Origin of the sequence: Flavonifractor sp. An112, assembly GCF_002161085.1 — a bacterium.
Classification (GTDB): domain Bacteria; phylum Bacillota; class Clostridia; order Oscillospirales; family Oscillospiraceae; genus Flavonifractor; species Flavonifractor avicola.
In genome coordinates this window covers 85,168-99,310 of sequence record NZ_NFLU01000003.1, presented here as the reverse complement: position 1 = coordinate 99,310, position 14,143 = coordinate 85,168, and the positions used below count along the sequence as shown (strand labels likewise).

18 protein-coding genes and 1 other RNA gene are annotated in these 14,143 nt (G+C 61.9%); 11 read left to right on the top strand and 8 right to left on the bottom strand.

All coding sequences use genetic code 11. The annotated features are described in order from the left end of the window. The first annotated feature begins 9 nt into the window (after positions 1-9). From B5E56_RS03530 to B5E56_RS03505, 6 genes are read left to right on the top strand one after another with little or no spacing between them, the layout of a single operon-like run. A complete protein-coding gene (locus B5E56_RS03530; protein ID WP_087388626.1) occupies positions 10-285 on the top strand; it encodes a hypothetical protein in 276 nt (91 codons plus the stop codon). Next, entirely contained in the window at positions 282-710 is a 429-nt protein-coding gene (locus tag B5E56_RS03525; protein WP_087388624.1) for a carbohydrate-binding protein, read from the top strand. The genes B5E56_RS03530 and B5E56_RS03525 overlap by 4 nt, the downstream gene beginning before the upstream one ends. A 3-nt stretch (positions 711-713) precedes the next feature. After that, a complete protein-coding gene (locus B5E56_RS03520; protein WP_087388622.1) occupies positions 714-995 on the top strand; it encodes a branched-chain amino acid ABC transporter permease in 282 nt (93 codons plus the stop codon). Continuing rightward, positions 992-1,387, top strand: a complete 396-nt coding sequence (locus B5E56_RS03515; protein WP_143383119.1) for a hypothetical protein — start codon at positions 992-994, stop codon at positions 1,385-1,387. Before B5E56_RS03520 ends, B5E56_RS03515 begins: the two co-directional genes overlap by 4 nt. After that, the gene (locus tag B5E56_RS03510) at positions 1,384-2,352 is read left to right on the top strand and encodes a LysM peptidoglycan-binding domain-containing protein (RefSeq protein WP_087388618.1); all 969 of its coding nucleotides are present in this window, start codon (positions 1,384-1,386) and stop codon (positions 2,350-2,352) included. The genes B5E56_RS03515 and B5E56_RS03510 overlap by 4 nt, the downstream gene beginning before the upstream one ends. 15 nt (positions 2,353-2,367) lie before the next feature. Beyond that, positions 2,368-2,688 carry a hypothetical protein gene (locus B5E56_RS03505; RefSeq protein ID WP_087388616.1) on the top strand — a complete coding sequence of 107 codons (321 nt, stop codon included), beginning with the start codon at positions 2,368-2,370 and terminating at the stop codon, positions 2,686-2,688. Positions 2,689-2,803: 115 nt separating this feature from the next. Here B5E56_RS03505 and ssrA read toward each other — a convergent pair. The 4 genes from ssrA to B5E56_RS03485 form a co-directional block, all read right to left on the bottom strand. Further along, positions 2,804-3,151: a transfer-messenger RNA gene (ssrA, locus tag B5E56_RS03500) on the bottom strand. 61 nt (positions 3,152-3,212) lie between these two features. Continuing rightward, a complete protein-coding gene (locus tag B5E56_RS03495; RefSeq protein WP_087187644.1) occupies positions 3,213-3,734 on the bottom strand; it encodes a peptidylprolyl isomerase in 522 nt (173 codons plus the stop codon). 40 nt (positions 3,735-3,774) lie between these two features. Beyond that, a complete protein-coding gene (gene smpB / locus B5E56_RS03490; protein WP_087388614.1) occupies positions 3,775-4,248 on the bottom strand; it encodes an SsrA-binding protein SmpB in 474 nt (157 codons plus the stop codon). 224 nt (positions 4,249-4,472) lie between these two features. Then, positions 4,473-4,967 carry an adaptor protein MecA gene (locus tag B5E56_RS03485; protein ID WP_087388612.1) on the bottom strand — a complete coding sequence of 165 codons (495 nt, stop codon included), beginning with the start codon at positions 4,965-4,967 and terminating at the stop codon, positions 4,473-4,475. A gap of 156 nt (positions 4,968-5,123) precedes the next feature. Here B5E56_RS03485 and B5E56_RS03480 point away from each other — a divergent pair, with 156 nt between their 5' ends. From B5E56_RS03480 to B5E56_RS03460, 5 genes are all read left to right on the top strand, one after another. Continuing rightward, complete coding sequence (locus B5E56_RS03480) at positions 5,124-5,660, top strand: NUDIX hydrolase (protein WP_087331170.1); 537 nt, start codon at positions 5,124-5,126, stop codon at positions 5,658-5,660. A 15-nt stretch (positions 5,661-5,675) separates the two neighbouring features. Beyond that, entirely contained in the window at positions 5,676-6,380 is a 705-nt protein-coding gene (locus B5E56_RS03475) for a response regulator (RefSeq protein ID WP_087388610.1), read from the top strand. A 320-nt stretch (positions 6,381-6,700) separates the two neighbouring features. Then, positions 6,701-8,491, top strand: a complete 1,791-nt coding sequence (locus B5E56_RS03470; RefSeq protein ID WP_087388607.1) for an ATP-binding protein — start codon at positions 6,701-6,703, stop codon at positions 8,489-8,491. Further along, complete coding sequence (locus B5E56_RS03465; RefSeq protein WP_087388605.1) at positions 8,478-9,818, top strand: hypothetical protein; 1,341 nt, start codon at positions 8,478-8,480, stop codon at positions 9,816-9,818. The genes B5E56_RS03470 and B5E56_RS03465 overlap by 14 nt, the downstream gene beginning before the upstream one ends. An 18-nt stretch (positions 9,819-9,836) precedes the next feature. Then, positions 9,837-10,664, top strand: a complete 828-nt coding sequence (locus tag B5E56_RS03460; protein ID WP_087388603.1) for a hypothetical protein — start codon at positions 9,837-9,839, stop codon at positions 10,662-10,664. 51 nt (positions 10,665-10,715) lie between these two features. Here B5E56_RS03460 and raiA read toward each other — a convergent pair whose 3' ends face one another. The 4 genes from raiA to hemB all read right to left on the bottom strand — a co-directional run bounded on the left by raiA (position 10,716) and on the right by hemB (position 14,143). Further along, on the bottom strand, positions 10,716-11,261 hold the full coding sequence (gene raiA / locus B5E56_RS03455; RefSeq protein ID WP_087187636.1) for a ribosome hibernation-promoting factor, HPF/YfiA family: 546 nt from the start codon (positions 11,259-11,261) through the stop codon (positions 10,716-10,718). Positions 11,262-11,360: 99 nt separating this feature from the next. Then, positions 11,361-11,780: a DUF134 domain-containing protein gene (locus B5E56_RS03450; RefSeq protein WP_087388601.1), complete on the bottom strand. Its 420-nt coding sequence runs from the start codon at positions 11,778-11,780 to the stop codon at positions 11,361-11,363. 99 nt (positions 11,781-11,879) lie between these two features. Next, positions 11,880-13,160, bottom strand: coding sequence for a glutamate-1-semialdehyde 2,1-aminomutase (gene hemL / locus B5E56_RS03445; protein ID WP_087388599.1), 1,281 nt, complete (start codon positions 13,158-13,160; stop codon positions 11,880-11,882). Continuing rightward, a complete protein-coding gene (hemB, locus tag B5E56_RS03440; RefSeq protein ID WP_087388597.1) occupies positions 13,160-14,143 on the bottom strand; it encodes a porphobilinogen synthase in 984 nt (327 codons plus the stop codon). The genes hemL and hemB overlap by 1 nt, the downstream gene beginning before the upstream one ends.

Below are 14,143 nucleotides of genomic sequence, written 5' to 3'. Positions count from 1 at the left end.
CATGAAGCTATGACCATTATCAAGATCGAAAAGGAATGGAACAACGCCCATGCAAGTCTGGAGGGCGTCGACTATACCCTGCCCGGGTGGGCGGAGCTGCCGGAAGAGTTCACGGAAACCTGGGAGGCGTCCGGCCCCTTCGTGGAAATTACCGCGGACGAGGACGGGAACATCACCGGAATGACGCCGGCGGAAGAGATCCTGCCAGAAGAACCGGAGCCGGAACCGGAACAGGAGCCGACGGACACGGAAGTGCTGAACGCATTGCTGGGGGTGACGGAATGAACAGACTGCAAGCGGCGGAGCAGCTGCGGCGGGCGCTCCAGCTTTACGCCAACACGCTGACGGACGAGCAGGCAATGGAGGTCGCAACGGTGTATCCCACATGGGAAGTGGGGCACGCCTATGCAGTGGGAGACATCTTTTCCTATGGGGTAAACGAGGTCGGAGACCCGCAGCTATACAGAGTCGTACAGCAGCACACGAGCCAGGCCGACTGGGTGCCGGGCGCGGGGACGGAAAGCCTGTACGACGCCTTCGGACTGAACGAAGAAGGGTATCCGGTGTGGAGCCAACCGACCGGCGCCCACGACGCATACAACACGGGCGACATTGTGGACTACAACGGGACCCTGTATAAATCCACCATCGACGGGAACGTATGGAGTCCTGAAGCGTACCCTGCCGGCTGGGAGCTTGTGGAGGGATAAACCGTGTATATTGACGCCGAATCCATCATTACAGCCGCGAAGCTGCTGGGGGCGCTGGGAACCATTGCCGGCGTGGTAGTTGCGGTCTATAAGTTCGTGGACAGCGACCGGAAGCAGACGGCCAGAATTCAGGCGATCCAGAAAGAACAGACCCTGCTGTGCTACGGAATCATGGCATGCCTGAAAGGGCTGAAAGAACAGGGCTGCAATGGCCCGGTGTCCGAAGCGCTGAACAAAATCGAGAAGCACCTGAACCAGGCGGCACACGACGAAGAGGTGGCATGATGGCGCTGTTCTTTGTGGCGGCCGCCTCAATGGCCGCCGGTGCCGCCGTGGGCTTCGCGGCGTGCTGGGTAGCCCATAAACTTCGCGGAGGGAAGCGAGCAAAACAGAAAACGAAAATAGGAACGATGGACAAGATCCTGCTGTTGGAAGCCGTCGTTCTGATAGCTTACACTATCGCGGCCCTGGCGGTGTTTTGGCATACGGGGACGGAACCTTCAACGCTGACCGCTTGCGTGTTCAGCCTGTGCGGCGTGGAGAACGGCGTCATGGGGTGGATTAAAAACGAGAAGCAGAAGAAAGAGGCCCGGGCGCCGGCAGGAAACGCGCCGGAACCGCCGGAAGACCGGCAAGAGCCGCCGGACGTAGGAATTCAAGGAGGAAATGCACCATGACAGAAAAGGACCTGCGGCAGAAGGTCGCGGACATCATCACCAGCTGGGTCGGGGCAACTAAAGGGAGCGCGAAGCACCTGGAAATCCTGGCCATCTACAACGGGCACAAGCCCCTGGCCAGAGGCTACACCGTGAAGACCACGGACGCATACTGCGCCACCACGGTCAGCGCGGCGTACATCAAGGCGGGGATCGCGGAGTACACCGGGACCGAGTGCGGTGTGGAGAAGTATGTCGAGATTGCCAAGGGGCTGGGGATCTGGATCGAGAACGACGCCCACAAGCCCGAAATCGGCGACGCCTGCGTCTACGACTGGGACGACACCGGAAAGGGTGATTGTACCGGGTATTCCGACCACATCGGCATCGTCACCAAAACGGCCGCCAGCACCTTCGTGGTGACCGAGGGGAACATGTCGGGCGGAAAGGTCGGAACCAGGACCATGGCCGTGAACGGGAAGTACATCAGGGGCTTTATCTGCCCGAACTTCGCGGAGATTGCGAAGAAGCTGGGCGGAACGGCAACAGGAGGGACGAAGGAAGCGAAGACGCACACCGTCGTGGCCGGGGACACCCTGTCGAAGATTGCGGCCGCCGCCGGCACCACGGTGGACAAGCTGGTGGAAGTGAACGCCATCAAGAACAAGAACCTGATCCGCGTCGGCCAGGTCATTATGCTGGAGGACTCCGTGGAGGCTGCCGTGGAGAAGCTGGAGGCCCTGGGCGTCATCAACAGCCCGGACTACTGGGCGGAACAGGCGAAGAAATTCCAGTACCTGGACCTGCTGCTGAAGAAGGCCGCCCAGGTCATCGAGAAGGCCGGCACACGGCTGAAGACGGCGGAGAACGGGGTGGCTGCCCTGGTGGCTGCCGGCGTCATCAACAGCCCGGACTACTGGCTGGAGAATTACAAGAACTGCCCTTCCCTGGACCTGCTGCTGTGCGCCCTGGGCGGGAGCGTGTAAAAGAAGGAGGACATCATGGAAAACATCATTCAGAGTATCCCCGCGGTCGTTTCCTACGTGCTGATCATCGTGGCCGTGCTGGTCGTGCTGACCAACGTCGTCACCGAGGTCGTGAAGAAGATCTTCACCAGCGTTCCGTCGAATATCCTGGCGCTGGCGGTGGCCATGGTCCTGGCCCTGGTAGCCCTCTTCGCCTTCTGCCAGCTGATGGCGGTGGCGGTGACGTGGTACCTGGTGGTGGCCGCCGTGGTCGTGGGCTTCCTGACGGCATACGCCGCCATGTTCGGGTATGATAAGCTGCGCCAGCTGCTGGAACAGTTCACACAGGTAAAATGAAAAAGAGGCCGCACCATCAAGGTGCGGTCTCTTTTTTGTAGTCGAATCGAGCGACCAACACGAACACCGGGGCCACGAAGTAAAGCGTGGCGCCGGGGTCCGTATCAGTCGAATGTGGTGGAGGCGGGGGGAGTCGAACCCCCGTCCGAAAACGCTTCAACGGGAACTTCTCCGGGCGCAGACGGTCATTTACATTCCCGCACCCTGACGTAGGCCGTCAAACTTCAGGGCTTGGTAGCTTCATTGTTCATGGTGCGCTCAAAGCTTTGCGCACACACGTGCACCACTAAACGACGCCCCGTTCCGGCTCGTGGTCCTTCCGGACGGGACGGTCACGGCTTAAGCCGCGACAAGCTCAACGTTATCGTTGTTCTTTAATTTATAAGTTGCCCGTTTTAAGGATGTCAGGCACATCCGCCCGCTATTCCCGCCTCTACGTCCCCGTCGAAACCAGTACGCCCCCATGGAGCGGCGCGGTCAAGCCGCGCCGCGACAGGTAACACTTTACTGGAAGCCGGTCAGACTCAGCACTTCTCCGGCGCGGGATAGTCCACACCGAAGGTTTCCACGGTGACGGACTTCATCCGCTGATCCTCGTAGGGGCGGTCCATCCGGTCCCGCTTCACATTGACAATGGCGTCGGCCACGTCCATGCCTTCGATCACCTTGCCGAAGGCGGCGTATTCACCGTCCAGGTGAGGAGCCTTCTCCACCATGATGAAGAACTGGCTGCCGGCGGAATTGGGATGCATGGCACGGGCCATGGACAGCACGCCCCGGTCATGCTTCAGGTCGTTCTTCACACCGTTGTGGGCAAACTCGCCCTTGATGGAGTAGCCGGGGCCGCCCATACCGGTGCCCTGGGGGCAGCCGCCCTGGATCATGAAGCCGGGGATCACACGGTGGAAGATCAGGCCGTTATAGAAGCCGGACTTCACCAGGCTGATAAAGTTGTTGACGGAGTTGGGAGCCACATCGGGGTAGAGCTCGGCCACCATCTTGCCGCCGTTTTCCATTTCAAAGGTCACAATGGGATTCTGAGCCATTTGATTTTCCTTCCTTTCTTCGGGGGCTGTGCCCCCCTTGTCAATAACCGCTGCGGCGGTGTGATTTCATGGTGCGGTCCATCTCCCGCTTGGCGTCCCTGGCAGCGGCGGAATCCCGCTTGTCATAGAGCTTTTTGCCCTTGGCCAGGCCCACTTCCAGCTTGACCCAGGGGCCTCGGAAATAGATGGACAGGGGAACCAGCGCGTATCCGTCCTGCTTGACCTTAGCAAAGAGCCGCAGGATCTCCCGCTTGTGCATCAGCAGACGGCGGGGCCGCAACGGGTCCTTGTTGAAGATGTTGCCCTTCTCATAGGGACTGATGTGCATCCCATGGACGTGCATCTCCCCATCCTTGACAATGCAGAAGGAGTCCTTCAGGTTGACGTGGCCCTGGCGGATGGACTTGACTTCAGTGCCCGCCAGCTCAATACCTGCCTCGTACTTATCCTCAATAAAATAGTCGTGGTAGGCCTTACTGTTCTTGGCCACGATTTTGACGCCCTTGCTCTCCATTCCGCCACCTCCCAACCGGGACAGATCTCTTGAGCGTATATTATACCATGGCCACAAGCCATTCGGGCTTGTACGCCGCAGAGCGGCGGAAAACCGGCGCAGCCGGTTTTGGCCATGGTGTAACATCAACAGCAGGCGTTTTGCCCGCAAAACGCCTGGATACGATGGTATCCTGCCGCGCACTGTGCGGCAACTGTTGATATTATACCACAGCTGTCAATAGCTCAGACGGGAAAGTAGGTCAGCACCCCGGCCAGAGCATCGGCAGGAAAGACCATGCGCCCGTGCTCTGCCAGACTGGCTTCCAGATGGGGCCGCCCGGCCTCGCTGCGGCCGAACTCAGAAAGCCGTACGGCAGTCTGCTCCGCCTCTGCGGGAAGAGAGAGCCACCACCGCTCCTCCCACCACAGCAGGGCGGCATCCGGCCTGGGCTGATCCAGGACCCGGGCGGCGGCAGCCAGGTCCTCCAGGCAGGCAAAGGAGAACCACCGCTGTTCCGGCGGACGCACGTGGGCAAACACCAGCACGCCGCAGGACTCCGGGTAGGCCTCGATCTCAATGGAGCCCTCCAGATCCATACCCGCCTGCCGGAAGGCGGTACGGGTCAGCTCCAGGGCCTGCTCCAGAGTGAGCCCCACCGGTGTCAGGCCGTGCTCCTTCAGGTCGGCGGGGGTGATGTACAGGGCAACGCTGGCGCTGCCGATGGGCTGGATGGTCATAGTCTGCCTCCTCTCAAATGCAGGAACGATTATACCCGTTCCGGCCCCTTCCGTACAGCTGTAATGATTGGCTTGATTGGAAAAGCTGAGGGTGGCACGGAACCTGGAAGTATGATATAATGCACCTAACCGATGTAAGAAAAGGGGATATGCCGGATGGAACTGTGGGAAAAGACTGTAGAGAGCGAAACGCTCTTTGAAGGTAAAATTGTCACCCTGAAGCTGGACAAGGCCCAGCTGGTCAATGGCCGGATCGCCCGGCGGGAGGTGGTGGAGCACCCCGGCGGGGTGGCTGTGCTGCCCCTGTTTGACGACGGTACCGTCAGCATTGTACGGCAGTTCCGCTATCCCTTCCAGGCCGTGGTCACCGAGCTGCCCGCCGGCAAGCTGGAGAAGGGAGAGGACCACCGCCCCGCCGCTCTGCGTGAGCTGGAAGAAGAAGTGGGCGTCACCTGCGGCAAGCTGACCTATCTGGGCTGCCTGTACCTCTCCCCCGGCTTCTCCTCCGAGGTACTCCATATGTATCTGGCTCAGGATCTGAAGCAGGGCGCCTGCCACCCGGATGACGACGAATTTCTGGAGGTGGAGCGGGTGCCCTTTGCCCAGCTGGCCCAGCAGGTCATGGACGGGGAGATCGTGGACGCCAAGACGGTGGCCCTGGTGCTGAAGGTCAAGCAGCTGCTGGGTCTGTAAAGACAGGAGGTTGGCATGAGCAAGCGCATTCTGATTGTGGAGGATGAGAAGAACATTGTGGACATCCTCAGCTTCAACCTGACCAAGGAAGGCTACGAGACCCTGGAGGCCTATGATGGTCAGGCGGGACTCCAGCTGGCGCTGGAGCAGAATCCCGACCTGATCCTGCTGGACCTGATGCTGCCCAAAATGGACGGCTTTGATGTGTGCCGCAACCTCCGCAAGGAGAACCGCTCCACCCCGGTCATCATGCTTACTGCCCGGGAGGAGGAGACCGATAAGGTGCTGGGCCTGGAGCTGGGCGCCGACGACTATATCACCAAACCCTTCTCCATGCGGGAACTGCTGGCCCGGGTAAAGGCCAACATCCGCCGCAACGAGATGATGTCCGGCGCTCCCGCCTCCGTCCCCTCCGGCAGCCGGATGGAACTGGGCCGCATCTCCATCGATCCCGACCAGATGGTGGTCTGCAAGGATGGCCGCCCCCTGGATCTGACCCAGCGGGAGTACGAGCTGATCAAATTCCTGGCCTCCCAGCCCGGCAAGGTATTCTCCCGGGAGGCCCTCATGGAGCACGTCTGGAACTACGAGGGCTATGTGGGTGACGTGCGGGCTGTGGACGTGGCCGTCCGCCGCCTCCGTGAAAAAGTGGAGGACGACCCGGCTTCTCCCCAGTTTGTAGTGACCCGGAGAGGCCTGGGATACTATTTTAACGCGTAACCCTGCGCCAACTGTCCGGATCGTCCTCCACGGGCCCCCGCACAGCGGGGCGGCGCCTGCGCCGTACAAGCGATTTGCCCAGCGGGCAAATCCTTGATGGCCGGGGAAATTCACTTTTCCCGGCCAGATGCAATGATCTCCAGGGCTCCCGGCGGCTCTGCCGCCGGGAATCGGACGATCCGACTTCTCCCCAGTTCGTAGTGACCCGGAGAGGTCTGGGCTATTATTTCAACGCCTGATAGAAGCAATCTTGGCGGGCCGGGGCGGCCGTCCCTGCCCGCCCTGTCTTTATTTTTTGCAAGAGAGGAGTGGTCCACAGTATGTTCCGCAGCCTGCACATGAAGCTCATGCTCATCATGACGCTGCTCATCATTCTGCTGATGACCGTTGTGGGCGCGTTCCTCATCAACTCTGTGGCCAATTACTACACCCAGGACTTCTACACCCAGATGTCGGAGGCCTTTGCCGACGAGGTGTTCTGGGCCGACCTGAACACCCCAACCCCCGGCGAGCAGGACGGCGCTGCCAGCATTGCCGAGATCCTCAACGCCTACAACGGCACCCTGGGCGTGGACAACCGCAGCCGGAAATACTATGTGCTGGACGGTAAGGACGGCCACTGGCTGGCGGGCTCTGACGAGCAGGACGCCGACCAGCCTCTGGACATGGACTCCCGCAATCTGATGCGGGTGCTGGCCGGAGAGGAAAAGAGCGACGACAGCACCCCCTCCGCATCTTACATGGATGTGGCGGTGGCCGTTCAGCGGGGGGACCAGCGCTATATCATCTATGTCCGGGACGACGGCACCAATGCCGCCGCCCTGAACAGCGAACTCATCACCCTCATCGTGGAGGCTCTGGTTTTCGGTCTGGTGATCTCAGTACTCCTCTCCTTCCTGCTGTCCAAAACCCTTATCACCCCCATTGAGCGGCTTACCGAGGGTGCGGAGCGGGTGGCCAACGGCGACTTTTCTCAGAAACTGGAGGTGGCCTCCCGGGATGAGATCGGCATCCTCACCGGCACCTTCAACGACATGGCCCGTCAGCTCCACCACACCCTGGAGGAGGTGGAGAACGAGCGCAACAAGCTGGGCACCCTGTTCCTCCACATGACCGACGGCGTGGTGGCCTTTGCCCGAGACGGCGCTGTGATCCAGTCCAACCCTGCCGCCGAGGAACTGCTGGGGACGGCCATTCCCATTGGCGGCAGCGTCAACTATGATACCCTGTTCTCCGACATTGCGCCCCTCCAGGGGGTGCTGGCGGTCCAATCCCCCGGCTACCTGGACGGGACCCGTACCGTGGGCGGCAAGAGCCTGGAGCTGCTGCTCACCCCCTTTGACCAGGAGCGGCTGGGCGGCGTGCTGGTGATGATCCATGACGTCACGGAGCAGCACAAGACCGAGGAGATGCGCCGGGAGTTTGTGGCCAACGTGTCCCACGAGCTGCGCACCCCCCTGACCAACATCCGCTCCTACGCAGAAACTCTGGTAGACAACGCCGGAGAGCTGCCCCCTGACACAGAAAAGAATTTCCTGGGGGTCATTCTCAATGAGTCCGACCGGATGACCCACATCGTGCAGGACCTGCTCACCCTCTCCCGGTTCGACTCCGGCCGGTCGGAGCTGAAGCTGGCCCCCTTCTCCTTCGGACAGGCGGTGCAGGATGTATACAACGCCATCCTGATGGAGGCCCAGCGCCACGGCCATCAGGTGGAGCTGAAGCTGCCCCCCTGCCTGCCCGACATCGTGGGCGACCGGGAACGTATTTTGCAGGTGATGATGAACGTCGTCTCCAACTCCATCAAGTACACTCCCGACGGAGGCCACATCCGCATCTCCGCCGGCCAGTGGCCGGGTAAGGTGTGGATGGAGGTGGCCGACAACGGCATCGGCATTCCCAAAGCCGACCGGGGCCGCATCTTCGAGCGGTTCTACCGGGTGGACAAGGCCCGCTCCCGGGAGTCCGGCGGCACCGGACTTGGCCTTTCCATCGCCAAGGAGATCATCGACCGGCACGAGGGCACCATTGAGCTGCTGGACCGGCCCGGTCCCGGCCTGACGGTGCGCATCACCCTGCTGACGGAGGGGCCTCGCCATGGAAAGGAGTAAACCGAGACGCCGCCGGAACCGGGGACTGGAGCGGCTCAAGACCCTGCTCATCGTACTGCTCTCCCTGTCCGCCATCTATCTGACCGGCCTTGCCCTGGTACAAAACCGGGTCTCCGGCTCCCAGGGACTGCTGAGCGGGCTGATCTCCCTCTTCCGCCCTCAGAGCACTGTGGAGACCTCCGACCCCGGCAACACCGTGCAGCTCACCGCCGCCGCCCGCCCGGTCCGTATCGCGGTATGCGACGGGGTGAGCCGCTACGCCGTCCAGTACAACACCACCCAAACCGACAAACTGTATGACAGCGTGGGCATTCTGTTGGGCGAAGCCCTGTCCAGTGCGGACTCCCCCACGGTGGTCACTGAATCGGTATGGCAGGCTGCTTTGAGTGCCCCCGGTGTCTGGTTTGATTTTCTGGGCAAGATCCCTCTGGAGACCCTCAGCGCCTGGACCGGCGAGGGGGGCATCAACACCGCCCTCACTGGCTCCGCCCGGCGGATCGCCGTGGCTCTGGCGGACGACGGGGTGCGGCTGTACTATCATAATGAGAGTGACGGCCTGTATTATACCTGTAAAACGGCAGTGACCTATCAGGGGCATATGGACGAGCTGATCGCCGGTTACGGCGGCAACGGCGTTCCCTTTGCCTTTGAGCTGGGCACGGACAGCGGCTATGACGGGCTGGACCCCTATGTGCTCATCTCCGCCTCCGCACCCACCCCCAACATTTACCGCGCCTCCAATCCCCTGGCCAACCTGGACGACACGCTGATCAGCAGTCTGCAGCAGGCTCTCTCCTTCCAGACCTCCTACTATGCCATTCCCAACGGTATCCGTATCCGGGAAGGCCAGGAGACCCTGGAGATCAGCAACACCGGCACCGTCTCCTATACCACGGCGGAGGGCACCAGTTCCCGCTACCCCGTGGGGAGTGAGTATGGCTACGACATCACCGAGGTGGTGGAGACCACCCGGCGGATGGCCGCCGATACGGTGGGCCGCTACTGCGGCGCCGCCCGCATCTATCTGATGGATGTAACCGAAACCGACACCGGTCTGTCCGTCCGCTACGGCTATAGCCTGAACGGCGCGGAGGTCAGCCTCTCCGGCGGCGACAGCGCCGCCCTCTTCACCATCCAGGATGGACAGATTACCGCCTTTACCCTCCGGTTCCGGCGGTACGAGGATGCTGGCCAAACCAGTCTGGTGCTAAACGAGCGGATGGCCGCCGCAGCTCTGGAGGCCCTGGACCCGGAGGGCCGGGAGCTGGTCCTGTGCTACAGCGACAGCGGCGGCGACACCGTCCAGGCCGGATGGGTGGCCAAATGACGAGATCGCGAGGTTCCTATGGAATGGTCTAAACTGAAAAATGTGATCCTGCTGATGCTGCTGTGCGTCAACATCATCCTGCTCCTGCTTGTGGGCAGTCAGGCCAGCCAGGACAAGCGCTACCAGGCGGAAACCAGGCAGGCCGCCCAGGCCGTGCTGGAACAGGGCGGCATCGACTTTACCCTGGATGAATTCCCCGACGATCTGGCGCTGTCGGTGACCACCGTCACCCGTGACCGGACCGGCGAAGCCGGCATCGCCGCCGCCCTGCTGGGAGAGGTCACCCTGGAGGGGGAGAGCGAGGTACGTCCCCGCTACTCCGGCCCCGGCGGCGTGGCGGAATTTTCCATGAACGGCAGCTTTACCATTACCCTTACCCCCGGAACCTGGAGACTTGAAAGCGACCAGGACTATGAGTCCTCCAGCCAGGCCTGTCTGGAGGCCATGGGCTTTACCGGCACCCTGTCCGACACGGAGCAGACCGGCGCAGAAACTGTGCTGACCTACTGCCAAAGCTGGGAGGGTTCTCCCCTCTTCTCCTGCACCATCCGTCTCCACTGGCTGGAAAACGACCTGGTCCAGGTGGAGGGACAGCGACTGGACGGCAGCATTTCCGCCTCGGTCACCAAGTCTCTCCTCTCCACCCCCACCATTCTGGTCCGCTTTCTGGCCGGGATCAAGGAGGGCGGATATGTGTGCAGCCGCATCGATACCATGGACGGGGGCTACCTGCTCTCCAGCAACACTACCCGACAGGTCCAGCTGACGCCGGTATGGCGGTTTGTCACCGACACCGGCACCTACTACGTCAACGCGGTCACCGGTGAGTTTTCACCTCTGGAATAATAATTAAAAAAGGGAGCGGCTTACGCCGCTCCCTTTTTTACGTCTGAATGATCAGTCCTCGTCCACGATGAGGCCGTAGCCGCCGTCGTTGCGCTTATAGACCACGGCAAAGCGTCCATCCTGATCCACGTCCTTGAAGGCGAAGAAGGTATGGTCCACCAGATTCATCTGGAGCACCGCCTCGTCCACCGTCATGGGCTTGATGGGGAAGCGCTTGGTACGGACGATCTTGAACTCCTCCTCGTCCACCTCGGGGGCAAAGGAGGAAATCTCCTCGGCGTCCACACTGCGGGAGAAGGCATCCTGACGCAGGCGCTTCTCCAGGCGGCTCTTATTCTTACGCAGCTGGCGCTCCACGGAGGAGACCGCCGCGTCGATGGTGGCAAACATATCGGAGGTACTCTCCGCCACGCGGATGATGGTACCGCCGGAGCGGATAGTCAGTTCCACATTGTTGCGGTCCTTTTCCACGCTGAAGACGATGGCGGCCTCCGCATCCGCCTTAAAATAACGGTCTAACTTGCCCACCTTTTTCTCAGCGTAGGCGTGGACCTTGTTGGGCAGGTTGATCTTCTTGTCTGTGAACACGAACTTCATCGTTTTCAACTCCTTCCGCCCTCCGAAGAGGGATTGGTTCGCCGGCCGGGGCCGGTTCCCTGATTTGATTATACCACGTCGTACGCAGATTGTCACAACTTATTTCAAAAGTTTTTGTGAATTTTGCCCATCACACCCCGGACCCTCCGGGTGGGAACACACCCCGCAGCCGCAGCGGCCTCCGCCGCAGTCCCGCCGCGCACAGTTCCGGCCCGGACATACTTCCCCCTGTGGACACAGGGCATAGTCGCCGCCGGTGATGGTCAGTCGCCGTCCCTCCACCAGGGCCAGCGCCAGCTTCCTGCGGGCGGTATCGTACACCTGCTGCACCGTGGAGCGGGCCACCCCCATCTGGGCGGCGCACTCCTCCTGGGTACAGCCCAGCAGATCCATCAGGCGGATGGCCTCGTATTCCTCCACCGCCATCTCCACCGTCCCGTCCCCGCCCCCGGTCAGCGGTCCAAAGGTGTTGTGCCGGGGCAGGGCACAGATGCGGCGGCATTTCTTCGGTCTTGCCATGGGCGCTCCCTCCTGTTCCTGCTCTCAGTGTAGCAGATTTCCGGTATATGTCAAGAACACGCAAAAACAAAGCCACTGCCAAAGGCAGCGGCTTTGTAATTACAGTCCGGCGAATACCGCTTCCGCGGCGGCCAGAGTGGCCTGAAGTTCCTCCTCCCCATGGGCAGCGGAGACAAACATGGCCTCGAACTGGGCGGGGGCCAGAGCCACGCCCCGCTCCAGCATCCCCTGGAAGTACTGGGCGTACTTGCCCACGTCGCTGCCCTTGGCGTCCACGAAGGTGGACACGGCGGTGGGGGTGAAGAAGGGGGCCAGCAAAGAGCCGATCTGATTGACCACCACCGGCGCGCCGGTCTTGGCAATGGTTGCCCGCAGACCTGCCGCCAGCTTCTCGCCCTTGGCGGCGATGTGGGTATAGACCTCCGGATGGTCCTTCAGGTAGTTCAGCTGGGCCAGACCGGCGGCCATGGCCACCGGATTGCCGCTGAGGGTACCCGCCTGGTACACCGGGCCGCAGGGGGCCACCTGCTCCATGAGGGCACGGCTGCCGCAGTAGGCGCCCACCGGCATACCGCCGCCGATGATCTTGCCGAAGGTCACCAGGTCGGCCTTCACGCCAAAGTATTCCTGGGCGCCGCCCAGGGCCAGCCGGAAGCCGGTGATAACCTCATCAAAGATCAAGAGGGCTCCGCTCTTGTCGCACAGGGCCCGCAGCCCCTCCAGGAAGCCGGGAGCAGGATTGACCACGCCCATGTTGGCGGCCACCGGCTCCACAATGATGCAGGCGATCTGGCCGGGGTAAGCGTCCAGCAGGACCTCCACGGAGGCCAGGTCGTTGAACTGGGCGGTAAGGGTGTGCTTCACGATGTCCTCGGGCACACCGGCGGAGGAGGGATGGCCGCCCGCCAGGGCGGAGGAACCGGCGTTCACCAGCAGGCAGTCGGAGTGACCGTGGTAGCAGCCCTCAAACTTGATGATCTTGTCCCGGCCGGTGGCCCCCCGGGCCAGACGGACGGCGGACATGACCGCCTCGGTGCCCGAGTTGACCATGCGCACCATCTCGATGCCCGGCACCAGCTCCACCATGAGCTGGGCAATCTCCACCTCCCGGCGGGTGGGGGCGCCGAAGGACAGGCCGTCCTTGACGGCCTTCTCCACCGCCTCCCGGATCACCGGGTGGTTATGGCCCAGGATCATGGGACCCCAGGAGCACACATAGTCGATATACTTCCGGCCGTCCTCGTCCCAGATGAAGGGGCCGTCGGCCCGGGTGATGAAGCGGGGAGCCATACCCACCGCCCGGTAGGCCCGCACCGGGGAGTTGACCCCGCCGGGCAGGACCTTCACGGCCTGCTCAAACAGTTCTTCCGAGCGTCCCATCAGCCGATGTCCCCTTTCTGAATGGCCTGAGCCAGTTCTTTGGCGTAGTAGGTAATGAGCATATTGGCACCCGCCCGGAACACGGACAGGGCGGACTCGCACATGATGCGGTACTCGTCAATGAGACCCGCGGCGGCGGTGGCCTTGATCATGGCGTACTCGCCGGACACGGAGTAGGCGCACATGGGCAGATCATAGGCGTCGGAGCACTCCCGGATCACGTCCAGATAGCTGAGGGCGGGCTTGACCATGATGATGTCGGCCCCCTCCTCAATGTCCAGGGCGCACTCCTTCAGGGCCTCCTTCCGGTTGTGGGGGTCCATCTGGTAGCCCTTCCGGTCCCCGAAGGAGGGGGCGGAGCCTGCCGCCGACCGGAAGGGACCGTAGAAAGCGGAGGCATACTTGGCGGAGTAGGCCATGATGGGGGTAGTCTGATAGCCGTGCTCATCCAGAATAGCCCGGATGGCGGCCACCCGGCCGTCCATCATGTCGGAGGGAGCCACCATGTCGGCCCCGGCCTGGACGTGGGACAGGGCGGTTTTGGCCAGCACCTCCAGGGTCTTGTCGTTGTTCACCTCATGGCCGCAGAGGATGCCGCAGTGGCCGTGGTCGGTGTACTCGCACATACATACGTCGGTGATGATATAAAAGTCGGGGTACTTGGCCTTGATGGCCCGAATGGCCTCCTGGACCACGCCGTGCTCATCCCAGGCGGAGGAGCCGATGGCGTCCTTGTGGGCGGGCAGGCCGAAGAGGATGCAGTGATTTACCCCGGCAGACAGGCACTCCTCCACCGCCTGGCACACGCTGTCGATGCCATAGTGATTCTGGCCGGGCAGGGCCTCAATGGGCCGTACCCCCTGGAGGGTCTCGTCCACAAAGATGGGGTAAATCAGGCTGTCGGGGGACATCCGGGTCTCCCGGCACAACCGGCGCACCGCGTCATTGCCCCGCAGGCGGCGGGGCCGTTGGATCAGTTCCAT

What these genes read in the sequence shown, in the direction of transcription:
- B5E56_RS03530 (WP_087388626.1), top strand. Translation starts at nt 10, where the DNA reads ATGACCATTATCAAGATCGAAAAGGAATGGAACAACGCCCATGCAAGT.
- B5E56_RS03525 (WP_087388624.1), top strand. Translation starts at nt 282, where the DNA reads ATGAACAGACTGCAAGCGGCGGAGCAGCTGCGGCGGGCGCTCCAGCTT.
- B5E56_RS03515 (WP_143383119.1), top strand. Translation starts at nt 992, where the DNA reads ATGATGGCGCTGTTCTTTGTGGCGGCCGCCTCAATGGCCGCCGGTGCC.
- B5E56_RS03510 (WP_087388618.1), top strand. Translation starts at nt 1,384, where the DNA reads ATGACAGAAAAGGACCTGCGGCAGAAGGTCGCGGACATCATCACCAGC.
- B5E56_RS03505 (WP_087388616.1), top strand. Translation starts at nt 2,368, where the DNA reads ATGGAAAACATCATTCAGAGTATCCCCGCGGTCGTTTCCTACGTGCTG.
- B5E56_RS03495 (WP_087187644.1), bottom strand. Translation starts at nt 3,734, where the DNA reads ATGGCTCAGAATCCCATTGTGACCTTTGAAATGGAAAACGGCGGCAAG.
- smpB (WP_087388614.1), bottom strand. Translation starts at nt 4,248, where the DNA reads ATGGAGAGCAAGGGCGTCAAAATCGTGGCCAAGAACAGTAAGGCCTAC.
- B5E56_RS03485 (WP_087388612.1), bottom strand. Translation starts at nt 4,967, where the DNA reads ATGACCATCCAGCCCATCGGCAGCGCCAGCGTTGCCCTGTACATCACC.
- B5E56_RS03480 (WP_087331170.1), top strand. Translation starts at nt 5,124, where the DNA reads ATGGAACTGTGGGAAAAGACTGTAGAGAGCGAAACGCTCTTTGAAGGT.
- B5E56_RS03475 (WP_087388610.1), top strand. Translation starts at nt 5,676, where the DNA reads ATGAGCAAGCGCATTCTGATTGTGGAGGATGAGAAGAACATTGTGGAC.
- B5E56_RS03470 (WP_087388607.1), top strand. Translation starts at nt 6,701, where the DNA reads ATGTTCCGCAGCCTGCACATGAAGCTCATGCTCATCATGACGCTGCTC.
- B5E56_RS03465 (WP_087388605.1), top strand. Translation starts at nt 8,478, where the DNA reads ATGGAAAGGAGTAAACCGAGACGCCGCCGGAACCGGGGACTGGAGCGG.
- B5E56_RS03460 (WP_087388603.1), top strand. Translation starts at nt 9,837, where the DNA reads ATGGAATGGTCTAAACTGAAAAATGTGATCCTGCTGATGCTGCTGTGC.
- raiA (WP_087187636.1), bottom strand. Translation starts at nt 11,261, where the DNA reads ATGAAGTTCGTGTTCACAGACAAGAAGATCAACCTGCCCAACAAGGTC.
- B5E56_RS03450 (WP_087388601.1), bottom strand. Translation starts at nt 11,780, where the DNA reads ATGGCAAGACCGAAGAAATGCCGCCGCATCTGTGCCCTGCCCCGGCAC.
- hemL (WP_087388599.1), bottom strand. Translation starts at nt 13,160, where the DNA reads ATGGGACGCTCGGAAGAACTGTTTGAGCAGGCCGTGAAGGTCCTGCCC.
- hemB (WP_087388597.1), bottom strand. Translation starts at nt 14,143, where the DNA reads ATGGAACTGATCCAACGGCCCCGCCGCCTGCGGGGCAATGACGCGGTG.